The 13016-nt window shown below is 44.4% G+C and carries 11 protein-coding genes; 1 reads left to right on the top strand and 10 read right to left on the bottom strand.

Going from position 1 to position 13016, the window contains the following annotated elements:
* Positions 1 to 887 precede the first annotated feature (887 nt).
* The 4 genes from AC51G0_RS20180 to AC51G0_RS20165 form a co-directional block, all read right to left on the bottom strand.
* Complete coding sequence (locus AC51G0_RS20180) at positions 888 to 1853, bottom strand: transposase (RefSeq protein ID WP_496303439.1); 966 nt, start codon at positions 1851 to 1853, stop codon at positions 888 to 890.
* 246 nt (positions 1854 to 2099) lie between these two features.
* Entirely contained in the window at positions 2100 to 2537 is a 438-nt protein-coding gene (gene trxC, locus AC51G0_RS20175; protein ID WP_496304160.1) for a thioredoxin TrxC, read from the bottom strand.
* Positions 2538 to 2692: 155 nt separating this feature from the next.
* Positions 2693 to 2890, bottom strand: a complete 198-nt coding sequence (locus tag AC51G0_RS20170; RefSeq protein ID WP_265699829.1) for a hypothetical protein — start codon at positions 2888 to 2890, stop codon at positions 2693 to 2695.
* 495 nt (positions 2891 to 3385) lie between these two features.
* Positions 3386 to 4618 carry a serine/threonine protein kinase gene (locus tag AC51G0_RS20165; RefSeq protein WP_496303438.1) on the bottom strand — a complete coding sequence of 411 codons (1233 nt, stop codon included), beginning with the start codon at positions 4616 to 4618 and terminating at the stop codon, positions 3386 to 3388.
* Positions 4619 to 5077: 459 nt separating this feature from the next.
* Here AC51G0_RS20165 and AC51G0_RS20160 point away from each other — a divergent pair, with 459 nt between their 5' ends.
* On the top strand, positions 5078 to 6022 hold the full coding sequence (locus AC51G0_RS20160; protein ID WP_496303437.1) for a helix-turn-helix domain-containing protein: 945 nt from the start codon (positions 5078 to 5080) through the stop codon (positions 6020 to 6022).
* 75 nt (positions 6023 to 6097) lie between these two features.
* Here AC51G0_RS20160 and AC51G0_RS20155 read toward each other — a convergent pair whose 3' ends face one another.
* From AC51G0_RS20155 to dgcA, 6 genes are all read right to left on the bottom strand, one after another.
* Positions 6098 to 7558 (bottom strand): sodium:solute symporter family protein, encoded by a 1461-nt coding sequence (locus AC51G0_RS20155; protein WP_496303436.1) that lies wholly within the window; start codon positions 7556 to 7558, stop codon positions 6098 to 6100.
* 15 nt (positions 7559 to 7573) lie between these two features.
* On the bottom strand, positions 7574 to 8509 hold the full coding sequence (locus AC51G0_RS20150; protein ID WP_496303435.1) for a DMT family transporter: 936 nt from the start codon (positions 8507 to 8509) through the stop codon (positions 7574 to 7576).
* 434 nt (positions 8510 to 8943) lie between these two features.
* Entirely contained in the window at positions 8944 to 9969 is a 1026-nt protein-coding gene (locus AC51G0_RS20145) for a hypothetical protein (RefSeq protein ID WP_496303434.1), read from the bottom strand.
* 30 nt (positions 9970 to 9999) lie between these two features.
* A complete protein-coding gene (locus AC51G0_RS20140; RefSeq protein WP_496303433.1) occupies positions 10000 to 11181 on the bottom strand; it encodes a cytochrome-c peroxidase in 1182 nt (393 codons plus the stop codon).
* A 64-nt stretch (positions 11182 to 11245) separates the two neighbouring features.
* Positions 11246 to 11659, bottom strand: a complete 414-nt coding sequence (locus tag AC51G0_RS20135) for a FixH family protein (protein WP_496303432.1) — start codon at positions 11657 to 11659, stop codon at positions 11246 to 11248.
* A gap of 368 nt (positions 11660 to 12027) precedes the next feature.
* Complete coding sequence (gene dgcA, locus AC51G0_RS20130) at positions 12028 to 13014, bottom strand: N-acetyl-D-Glu racemase DgcA (protein ID WP_496303431.1); 987 nt, start codon at positions 13012 to 13014, stop codon at positions 12028 to 12030.
* Positions 13015 to 13016: the final 2 nt, after the last annotated feature.

Raw genomic sequence — 13016 nt, 5'->3', positions numbered from 1 at the left:
TATCAGCTTTTGATTTACAGTGACTTCCAAGTACGCTCTAACCGAGCAAAGTTATGAAGTCTATATATGATAAAAATAAAAAGCATGCAGCCATCAATTGATAGTGGCTACATACTAAGATATGCAACATATATTAAGCTCGAACATTAGATTGAATAAAATAATAATTCAAGGATGTTTTTATTTTTGTGCGATTAAAATAATCGCTTAATAAGCATATAAGGCTAAGCATAATCAGGAGTGATAATTAAGATTGTCAATAATAATGCATTGTTAAAAATGTGCCTTAAAATCAATCATATAGATTGGTTTTGTGTTATGGTTGAAATGAAGTGGCCAAATAATGGTTGAAATTGTTAATTACAGGGTTGTGTGAATTGTTTCCAAGTTACACTTATCCTGATATCAATTTATTCTATTGGGGTATGCCGCATTAAAGTTCATATTTATGAGCGAGCTGCAAAGTGTTTTGAAAAGATACAATTAATAGTTGCTTACTGTTTGAGATCTCTATCCAAATTAATCTGAAGTCATTTTGTGGGTAATAATCTCTACTCATAAAAGATTCTCATCATTAAATCGAAGCCAATGTTTATAAATAAATATAAATGTTGGAATTGTTTTAATGAGATGGTGGTGATTGGTTTTGTTAATGTGACCAATCAATTAGGACAGGCACAACTGAATTAATCAATTGGGACAGGCACAACTAATAGAATCGAACTAAGGTAATCTTTATTAATCATTTAGAAGACAAAGCTATGCTCTTGCTTTTATCAGCATATGAAGTGAGGAGGGGGTTATCTCGTGTTTCTGGTTGTTGGTAATTGGAGGAAGTCCTTTGGGCTCCAGAAATAGGATTGAAGTCTATGATTTGTTGTAGCGATTTATGTGGTGAGTCGGTAACCTTGTCCTCTAGAGCGGTTGAAACTCTCCTTTGCTGCTAGGATGGCGCGTGATGAGCCAATAAGAACCGCGCGTTGACGTTCAAACTGTGTGCAGGCTTTTAACCAGTCTTGTTGCTCGATATTAATACGTTGAAGAATAGGCGGTGTGCTGGATTCAATATAACCTGTTCTTCCTTCACGAAGCTGTCGGCCAGTCCAGTCAACAAGCTCTATGTAATCTACCAATCGTATTGGTATCCCCTTGATAATGGCGTTGCTAGGGTTGCCAATGAAAGGATGAAGTGAAGGGGCTGTGAGCTTCTCATCTCGCAAGGCCTGCAGCCGGGCCTTTATCGAGGTATACTCTGACTCCTCTGGTGTCTCGGATACGCCAGAGCGGATAGGGTTCAAATCAACATAGGCCATTGCAGCCATCAGCGCTTGCTCATCCAATAATGCCTGGCACTTAAAACGGCTTTCCCAGAAATGCCCTGTGCATTTATCTTCCTTATTGGCCCGGGTGGCGATTTCTAAATTGAGCTCTCGCATAAACCAGCTGAGGTTGGCGAGCCGAGAGCGCCAATTTTCGATAATGCTCTTGCAAGCACAGAGTTCGGCTTCGCTATTGGTATCGCCAGCTAACAGTCGCTGAATCAGCACTGGTTTGTTATGAAGTGTACACCAGCGATCAATGACTTCTCGTTCCTTTAATCCTTGTGATTTTTCTTTGTCGACATGCACGACGAGGTGGTAGTGGTTACTCATCACTGCATAGGCACAAATATCAATACAGTAGATGTTGCTTAGCTGTTTGAGTTTCACTTCAATCCAGTCTCGTCGGTGTTCATAGGATGTTTGTGTTGTTTCATCGAAACCACAGAGAAAGGTGCGCCGCACGCAACGTGAAACGCAATGGTAGTACGGTGTTGATTCCAGGCAAATCTGTTGTTTTCTCGCGGTGGTCATGAGTTATCCCTTACTGGTCGAATAATAACCATAGCGTATGGGCTTTGTTTGAAAAGGGGCAGAGAGGCATATTGGGATGGGTAATACGATGCAGTGAAATTAATAGAATTGATTTTTTCTTAAGTATGCCTGTCCTTGATAGAGGTGAGGATGGTCAGGGGCTGGTATTGTCAATGAGAAAGGGTTCAAGCTGAGAAGCATCCACGCGGTGATGCTTCTACAGCGCTATAGGAGCAGGAAGGATAATTAAGCCTTTACAAGCGCCTGATTCAACCACTGATCAAACTGACCTTTTGGCAGTGCACCATTGATAGAGTCGATCATCTGACCGTTCTTGAATACCATGATGGTTGGGATACTGCGAATACGATACTGCGCGGCTAGTGCTTGCTGTGCTTCGGTATCAATTTTTACGAAGCGGATATCGCCATTACGCTCGGCGGCAACATCTTCAAAAATGGGAGCAAAGCCCACACAAGGGTTACACCAGGGGGCCCAAAAATCTACGACAACCGCTTTATCGCCTTGGATCAGCGACAGGAAGTTGTCTGTCGTGCCTTCAACAGGCTTTCCGTCTAGTAGTGTATCTTTGCATGCACCACATGAGGCAATGTCGTTAACGCGATCGGTTGGGATACGGTTCAGTGCCTTGCAGTGCGGGCAACGGGTAGTCATAGTGGTCATCATTGCGTTCCATTGGAAGTGTTTAGCAATAATGTAACGACTACCCCAAGATTATAAAAGCCGGAATAATAGATTGGTACGATAGATTCTCTCTATCACGTTAAAGCGCCGGATATGTTGGCGCTTCAACAGTCATTCTTTAAGTTCATTTTTAGTTAGTGAATTAGCCCCAGTTCTTTTGCTTCCGCGATGGTAAGGCCGCTGTCGCGAATGTCGCGAAGCATCTCGATACGGCGTCTTGCCTCTGCCTGCTGGCGTTTGCACTGTGCAACGTTTGAAGCGGTTTCATCTTTGTAATCCCACTTCGAAGCAACATCTGCAATCTCTGTGTGGTCGATAGAATTGATAGACACAATTACCTCCTAAAGAAACCCTGCGTCAAAATCCACTTATCTTTACCAAACGAATCAGGAAGAGTTAAGACGATAAAATCCACTTTGTGACACATCGCATAGTTGTGCAAATTGCATGAAAACATGCTTTGAACCGGGCGTGTTTGGGGTTACCTTTGACTGTTCCAGTCCAGAAGAATACACGGTGGCAGATCAAAGTTTTTGCTTACACGTGTTTTGTTTTATTCACCCTCATTCTGATAACACTTACACACCACTTTTAGTTGTGTGGCAATTGTAAAAAGTAGTTAATTATTAGTTATTTATGACTTAAGTTGCATTTCGTGGGTATTGGATAGCAGTTGGATATGTGTGTCGTTTGCAAGTACTACTGACCCTTTATTATTCATCTCCCCCCAAGTGTCCACAAAATGGTGGGGCATTTTCGTTTCTCAAGTTCGTTATCCAATAAAAATGGCTTCCGAAGAAGCCATTGAATTAGCTAGTAAATGACGACTAGTATTCCCAGTGCTCGATACTATGAGCGCCAGAGAATTGGTTAGCGAAGTAATCTTCGCACGTGCCCTCACGCCATACATCGGCGGTTGCGCAGTGGAGGCCGCCTCCGAAGGCATAAGCATCACGTAGGTCTACTGGAATAACCTCAAAGCCGAGCTTATCAAATTGTTCCATTTGTCCGGTCTCAGATGCCTCGACACAAACCGTATTATGATCAAGGATCAAGGTGTTCATCGATAGCCAAGTGCTTGAGTAGCAAAGTGGTGGTGGGTTATCCCATGCAGGGCTGACCGCTTCGACGATTTCCCAGTCATTTTTCTCGAAGATTTCACGCTGGCCTTTGAATAGCGGACGGTGCGGATTTAGTAACATCAAGCCAGGGCGAAGCGGACAGAAGGTCGCATCAATATGAATCGGATGGTTATCTTCAAAGCTCAAGGTGTGAATACGATATCCTTGAGGCTCATACTTACGCTTGATCCAGTGGATACCAGCAAGGTTTGTGGTAAGCCCATGCTGAACAAAGATATCTTTACCTAAACGCATAACATCAGCGGCATCGAATAGAATATCGGTTTCTTTGGTACTGTATTCTTTGCGTAGCGAACGCGCCAGGGTCTCTTCGTCAGACAAGTGTTCATAGGCTGCCACATAATCCATGCGGAAGCTGTCATCAGAAAGGCGTGGACGTGGTGCCTGTTCAATCAGACAGTTTGGATCGGATTCGAAGTATTCGCGAAGCAAGTCAACATAGGCTAAATACTCAAAGTAACGGCTACGGAAGCTCATTGGTGCCATGAGGATACTTTTACCCATGGTCAGCAAGCAATCTCGTGGTGGCATGACACCAAATCCAGAACTAATGGTGAAATCAGGTGTGGTAATACGCTCATGCCAATCGACGGCCCCTGGGCGGTCAACAATGATATTGCGATCTTCTAATATTTTCGCAAAACCATTGAGGCATTCGTTAGCGCGGTCGATAGATTCCTGGGTACGACGACCTGCTTTGCTACCTCGCATTGGAGAATCGGCTGGTATTTTTTCATTACTTGCCGGGCAAGCTTCTGGAATGTGCTGGTTATCGGCAATGCCAACAATAACGTGACGAAGTGGATCGAAATCATTGTAAGATTCAACATGTAGGCCTTGTCTTACATAAGGTACGCCAGAGTCTTTTCTTTCTAGTGGTAAAGAGGCATTTGGATATAGATCATTAGAAATACTCATTTCAAATCTCCAATAGAATGAATATACATAGTGGAATAACGTTTCTATATATTATTAATGTGTTCACTTATTATTTAGGCGATTGACTCAGCGGAAATAGCGAGTAGTGAAATTATTAATAACTGTTCTACTTTTTTAATCTGATGAGCGATATTGTTTTGCTCTTCAATGACATTAATATCGCGCTAAAATCGGATTGATAATAGTCATTTAATGCCTAAGACTGACTGTTTTCTGCCTAGTGTTATTTATTAAGTAAAAACAGTGTTAATGCGATTGTTAAGGGGGGGGGGAATAATGAGTTTTACTTGCATAAAATTGCACAAATTATTCATAACTTGAGGTGATAGTTTAATTTGGCTTATATGCCGAACAGGCAAGGCATTAGTGTTATTTATAATCGTGTGGCATCACATTTTTAAGCTGATTAATTGGTGTTCATTTTAACCTCGGGTGAATATGGAAATGTATGAGAAGGGAGGTACGTTCATGTGTCAACGTGTTATTGCCAATACCCCAAAGTTTCTGATGTTCGACTTACAAAAAGTAGAAGAGACCGAGCATATGATTTTTGGGGCCGATTATATATTGATACGCCCTAAAACCGCTGGGTGTACATTACACTTAGCTAATACTTACTATCGGTTGAGGACAGGGCAACTGGTATTACTGGCACCTTTCAATCCATTCCGACTATCGCTCGATCAAAACCAGGGCAGAGGCCCGACGGATTGTGATGTGCTGCATTTTCGTTTGAATGCGTTGGGGCAAACGTTTGTTGATAGTGTCCAGTTTTATACCATCAAAACCATGCTAGAACAGTCACGAAGCGGTGTATTGTTTGAAGGTGAGGGGATCGTAGGGATTAATCATATCTTAGATAGCATGGAGAATACCTTTGAGTTCTCGCAGGTCCTTAACTTACTTGGCTTGCTTGAAACTCTATCAAAACTTGCCCCGGCACGTTACCTTGCAGATAACAGCTTTGAGGTCAGCAATATTAAGCGTACTGAAAGCCGAGTACAGATCGCTCAGGCATATATAGCTGATAATCTTGCTGAGCCATTATCTGTTGCGGTAGTGGCAGAACAACTGCATATGGCAGACAGTACTTTTTCTCGCTTTTTTCATGCAAACCTAGGCGTGACCTTTCGCCAATATGTGATTGAACAACGAGTCAGACAAGCCGCAAGGTATTTAGTGTCGACAGACTGGACTATTGCACATATAGGCTCTGAAGTGGGATTTTCATCATTATCAAATTTCAATTCGAAGTTTAAAGGTCTATTACGTGTCACACCTCGAGAATATCGTTCAAGTCATATTGATATGCGTGAAGATATAGCAAGTAGTCGTGCGGTAGAAGGACAAATACAAAAGCAATTGTCTGAGGTTATGATGTAGCAATATATAAATTGTCATAAGTTGAGTGATAGAGAATAAAAGAGAATAGCTCTATTGCTATTCTCTTTTGGGTTATTAATGAGAGGAGACGGAAATAGCCGAGTGCTGGTGGCTGAAATATTTAGCGACTAACCAATAGGTACTGCAGGCAAACAGTGATGAGTACATCGGTGCTTCTACCCAGCCTAAGTTGAATTGCAAGAATAAAAGACAACCAGAACCGAAGCCGATAATCATCGACGCCAGTGCTGCATATATATTGGCCGGAATAAAATGTGCCAGCAACGTTGGGGCAACCAGTGCCGCCATTAATGTCCCTGAGCCTAAAATAGCTAACATAGAAAGCATGAACGGTGGTGCAAACATCATAATGACAAAACCAGCGATGCCTAGCACCCAGACGGCACTGCGGTTCAATATTAATAATGATTTCTCTGATAATTTGCAGTCAGGCCAAATCGCCTGACGTAAATCGTGTGATACCGAGCCAGCGATAGCATGCAACACTGAGTTGGCCGTCGATTTCATGGCAAACAGAATGAACAGTGTGACAACCGCAGAAACCGACGGCGAGAGGAAGAGTGTCAGGAAGGTGGGCATAGCTTCATCAGGTGTTGCCAATCCGGGTACTTTCAAGCGGGTATATAAGCCTGCCAACGGCACTAAACTGAGCAAACAGGCAATGGGTGTCATGTAAGCGGCAACGTGGTGAAGCTTGGTGGTTTTCGCCAGAGCCATAAACCGAACTGACATATAGGGTAGGGTTGCACTATAAATGAAGGCATAAGGCAGTACCATGAGGACGTGCCAGACTGTTGAGCCATAAGGGCCGGAATCGGTCGGGGTGAGTAATTCAGGATCAATGTCGTTTAAGCCCGAAATAAGCTCGCTTGGCGATATATCGGCAAAAATGGTGACCACAATGATCAATGCCGACACACACATCCCCACGACCATAAAGGCGTCGGTGAATGCCACCGCTGCTAGGCCACCTATGGAGGTATAGATAATGATAATGCCGACCATTAACAACGCGGCAGACTCCCTATCTATTCCCAACCATTGCCCGGCAAGCAGCCCTAGCGCTTTGATTTGCCCAACTAAGAAAACTAACAACAAGATAATCGTTATAATGGCGGCAAAGGCTTGGGTGAATCGTTTGACCGGGGTCGGTCCCTGGTGACTGCGTGCGATATATTCGGGAATGGTCAAGCTGCCCATATCTTGTGCTTTTTGATGTAAAAAGCGGGCACAAAAGAGGACGGCAAAGACCATGGCTGGCGCGAAGAAGAAATTGCCGAGTAATTCAATCGCGCCATATTTATAGGCAACGCCAGGAGAGCCCATAAAGCCCCACCCTGAGAACCCAGTTGCCACTATCGTGGCTGCACCAATGAAAGGGCCCAGGCAGTTGGCGGCTAGCAGGAAGCCGCCTTCGCCATTGCGGGTTTTCATGATTTTATTGCTATACAGTGCGAGTCCAACCATGATGATCACCGTCACCAAGAGGAGCGCCCAGTTCAATGAGGTGATCATATTAGTAGCCTCCGCTTAATGTTCTAGTTGTGCATTTTTGATGGCGGTGCGCTTTTTTGTCATACTGATGACAATCTCACCCATACCCCCACCAATGACCAAGATGCCCCCAAGGGTTTGGAGCACGGTGAGTGACTCTCCGAACATGGCGATACCAATGCCTGCGCCAACCACGGTTTCAAGGTAAGACACACAAGCCAACTCTGCTGCCTTTAGGTGTTTTGCCGCAATGGTCAGCAATGTTAATGCTCCAAAGCCGATAAAGAAACCCATCGAAATTAGCCAAATCCAAGAACTGGTGTTCATATCGGCTAATGATGGTGGTTTCACAACAAAGCACACTCCAATGGCAGCGGCGCCAAACAGGAAGTTGAAGAAAGAGCGTGAATCCGAGCTGACATCGGTGCGGTAGCGGCTGAAGAACAGATATAAACCATAACCGACACCTGATGCGAGCCCTAACATATCGCCGATGAAATTCTCTTTCGAAAATGATAGCGAGACGGTTAACCCATCGGTGGCATTGTAATTAATGATCCCGATAATAAACAAACATCCAATAAACACTGCAGTTAACAAGGCTGCCGTGAGTTTAGATATTTTTTCTTTAAGAAAGATAGCGGCCAAAATGGTGGAGAAGACCGGGCCTGTGTAAATCAGGAACACGGCATTAGCCAAGGTGGTGTATTGCGTCGAGGAGACATACGCTGCTAGACATAGACCTAAACAGGCACCACTAGCAATAACGGTTGGTGATAGTTTGGTCGCTTTAACGAGTGAGGCTTTTCCTTGGTAGAACATCAGGCCAAAAATACAGATGGCACCGACGGTCATACGGGTGAATGCGATAACATCGCCACTGGTATTAATGTTTCGGGCAAATAATCCAACGCATCCCATTAAGGCTGCCGAGACTATCATGGTGGAATAGCCCAAGGTTTTGGTGTTCATGACTTACTCCTTTGATTATTGTCGTCAGGCTGGTCACAAAGCATTCCACCTCCGGTGATCTGGTAATAGCCGTATATCAGCGCTACCACCACACATAGAATTACGTTAGCGACTATAAATGCATCTATTGACCAATATCCTGTAAGCATCTTCATTCCCTTTTTCAAGGTGCAAATAGCAACATACTGCGGTGTACAGTTCGGTATGTTGTGGTTGATATTTATATTGATTGAGCAGGGGATTGATAACTAGCCAAAACCTGCCGTCTACTTGCTGATTACTGCTCAATAGAATGAAACTGTGAAGGGAAGGCTATTAGCTTGGGGGCGCTAAAGATATCGATTGCATTAGCTGGTTCATTACTCGCCGCCAGAGAAAATACAGCCAGCCCTTTTGGCTCGAAAAGTCTGGCTGTGCTTCTAGCTCCTAAACAATCACCGCTGTATTATGGCTTGTGAGGTTCCTCTTGGCGCTTTTGATTGTCCTGACTCTAAAAACAAGATGATGATGATCATGAAGATCGGCATATGCCCGACAAGTTCTTCCAAGCCAGAAAGCAAAAAAGTTGTCGTGAATATAGCCAGCAAAAGGGCATAAATTATTCGGTTGGCAAGATTGGCTATCAAAAGTAATCCGATCATTATTTCACTGATCCCGACAAACAACACGAAATGAAGATTGCTGATCTGGGGTAGATTCAGTAGCGGGAAGAAATTGTAATACTCGTTCTGGTTGATGAACGCCAAAGCCATGCCTGGAAGCATTAACTTATTGTGAATTCCCAACTCCAATAATTGCAGCCCTAGTCCTATTCTAATGAGATGAACAGCGATGCTGCGCCATTGTTCTTTGCTCTGCCCCCATGATTTACACAGTTGGTCGTCATTTCTGTTAAGGCTAGGGCCAATAAATACTAGTGAGAGGCCGACGAACAAAAATTCAAAGAGGTAATCCAGGGCGATGAAAAAAGGAAAGAAAAATAGCAGCGCGAGAGAGGTGAACACAATCGCGACACCCGTAAGACTGACTGAGACAGCCATAATTATGATAGCTGCAGCTTGGATGATCACGCCATATAAAGCAAATTGAGGAGAAAGATAGAGGTTCGGGGCAAGGAATTCACCCTGCAATAGGTTGACTGCCAGATAGCAATTAATAATAAGCACCAGGAAGTACCATAGCCATGGATGGGACGTTACGACAGGGCGAGTTAAACCCACCTTCAATGGGTGTGGCAGAGCTGGGACACGGGTGAATAGAGAGGCAAAAACAAACAAGCCGAGTGTTGTTATTGTAATGGCCAGTGTGATGGTATCAAGGGGAAGGCTAACGTCAGGGTTTGTACCATCGGGGATAAACCACCTCACATGGGCATAACCAGGTTGGCTAAAGCCAAGAGCAATTAAGCAAACTGTGATAAGTAACCATAGTTTGCCATGTGTTAATCTCATTCTCTTCATTAGATATATCCTCCCCAAATTAACCCTGGGTTATTTCGCTGATCCGTTGCTGGGCTCTTCAGTCAACGTTAAGAGAAATGCTTCGAGTTGGTTGAGTTGATAGGGTAATAATTTCAGTGGTGCTAAGTCTGAATGTGTGCCGAAAGGCGTAGCCGCTCGGTTGTAGTAGTTGAGTACGTCGATGAGTGTGCTAAATTGCCCTGCATGCATATAAGGGGCAGTTGCTGCGACATTTCTCAAAGTAGGTACTTTAGTTGCCCCTTCAAGCTCGTAAGAGGCCCTTTTGCTAAATAGCAACTCTTTGCATTGAGATGACTCGCTGTCGCTATAGCTCCCTAGGCAATTGAATGGATCGGCAATCGCATATTCAATCCCAGCCAAGCGACCTTTTTGCGCGGCAGGGTGAGGTAAGGGAACGGTTGTGGCGTGAAAGTCACCGTTTGATAGCAGCGGGCTATTGTGGCAACGAAGACATTGCCCTTGCTCGCTGATGAAAATTCTCAGCCCTGCTATTTCGTTTGCATTTAACAGAGGGACTTGGTCATCAACAGGCTTTTCTATCGATGTTGTGATCTGATCGATGTAGCGATCAAAACGCGAATCTTTCGGCCACAAGGTTGCCTGATAGGCGGCGAGGGATTTTCCGATGTTAGCGAAAACACGGTTGATGGCTTCTTGTGTGTGAGTGTCTAGTTGTTGCCATTGTTCCTGCTCTGTCAAATACTGGCTAGTTGGAGAAGCTTGCTTTGGCAAGGGTGTATTGACAAGCTCTTCGGGTATATGATCAAAAACAGCTTGGTAAAGTTGTGGATAGTGGCTAAGGACATGCAGCGCATATTGGGTACGCGTGCCGTTATGCTCAATGTGGTTCTCGAGTGGCCTTAGGGCCTGGGCCCATAGGCTATCAGCACTGCCATCGAGCATAAACCAGTTGAAATTGGCAACGCCCAATAGTGATGGAACCTGCTTATCTAATGAAATGTCGCTGTTATGCGCTAAGGTAAAATAGTGTTCTGGCTGGTGGCAATTAGCACAAGCAATTTGCTTAGAACGGCTTAGTTGAGTATCACCAAAAAGTAACTTTCCAAGTAATACTGCCTGTGAGTTGTGCAGATAATCATTAGAGGGATCATTTACCTCCCATATATTAGGAAGACGTAAACTTCGAAGAACGCCTAATTCTTCTTGAGTCCAATGTGTTGCTATAGGCATAGAGTTATATTTAATTAAACCAGCAACTAATATTGTCATAGTAGATATTATGACAATAAATATTTTAATTGGAGTTAGCATGATCTATATCAATTTCTATTATGTGATGGAATTGAGGATTTAAGCCTGAACCTATTAATTCTATTTGCCATTTTCCATACATATTAAATTTCAGGCCATCAATGATATATTCACCGGGATTAGGCTCACCTATTAGTAGAGGCTGTGTGGGAAAACCATGCTGATGAGCGGGCATTCCTCCTTGTACAGAGAACTGCAATCCTTGAATGGGATGGCCCGCTTTATCCTTAATACCTATAGTCCAAGAGTGTATTTGATTCAGTCGGATAGGTGGCTTGTTGGGTGATGCAGCGATACTGTACTGATGTGTTTTTACGGTAACGGGCAGTAACGTTCCAGCAAACGATGGGCTGTTTAGAATAAAAAGTAAAGTTATTACCACATATTTATTAAACACAGTAACCTAGCTTTTTTAATTGTCTATTTGTTGTTTGAAGTATTGTTTGTGAATACTTTAGATCAAGCTCAGTATCAAGAATAACCACAATAAATATGAAGGTAATATGCTGGTGATTAATGTCTGATTATAGGAGTGAATGATATTATCATTTGCAATGTGGTATCTTGTTTGCTGCTTCGACGTAATTTATGGCTAGGTGATAGATGGCGTTAAAAATTGAGATGCCTTTGAGAATTCGATGAGAAAATTAAAGTTTTAATTATTATGGCTTGGTTAAAGGGGTAAACGTGCTGAGCTGTGTGTTTTTGGTCGTGGCCCTGAATTACAGTGCCACGACGGCGAAGGGTGTGTAGGTTGAAGTGATATTAACCCCAGATATCCGACTCTGCCGGGAGCACGGTACTCCCTTGGTAAATGAGGCCATCAGCCCTGTCTTTGGAAAGCAGCAGTGGGCCATCGATGTCAACCCAGCGAGCCTGCTGTGCCAGTAACAAGGCCGGAGCCATCGCTAGCGAGGTACCAATCATGCAACCCACCATGATGTCAAACCCTTGGCTTTGTGCTTCTTTCATCAGCTCTAGTGCTTCAGTCATGCCTCCGGTTTTATCCAGCTTGATGTTAACAATCTGATAGCGGCCTTTCAGACCCGGCAGAGAGCTGCGGTCGATGCAGGATTCATCGGCCGCAATCGGAATGATCGGATCAACGAGTTCCAACAAGTGATCTTGAGCTGGCGACAGTGGTTGCTCCACCATCTCTACCCCAAGTTTTGCCAGCTTGGGAAGGTAGCCTTGCAGCTGTTCCAGGCTCCAGCCGGTATTGGCATCAATGACTAATCGCGTATTAGGCGCTGCTGCGCGAACGGCTGCTACCCGCTCGATATCTCCCTCTCGGCCCAGTTTCAGTTTTAGAAGCGGTCGATCTTTGTTTTTGGCTGCCATTGCAGCCATTTCTTCGGGGCTGTCTAGCGAGAGGGTGAACACGGTAGTAACGGGGAGGGGGCTATGCTCCAACCCGGCTAGCTGCCAGCCATGGCTTCCTGATTGTTTTACTTCCAGATCGAACAGGGCGCAATCCACGGCGTTCCGGGCACAGCCTGCAGGCATGACCTCCAGTAGCTGGTGACGAGTGACTCCTTGCTCAATGGCTTCGCGGGCATCTTCGATAGCCTCGATAACTGGGGGATAGCCCGGTTCAAACACATCGCTGCGCTCACATTCGCCGCGTCCGATGACGCCGTCTTGTTCGATTTCAACCACGACGACCTCGCCATGTAGCATCGGATCCATACGAGAAATCACGAAGGGCTGTTTTAGTGGCCACTTTTCAACCTTAACAGAGAGTTTACGCATGA

This window comes from Photobacterium sp. HL06 (genome assembly GCF_059552575.1).
Note: the sequence above shows the minus strand (reverse complement) of the source record. Positions and strands in the feature narration are given on the sequence as shown.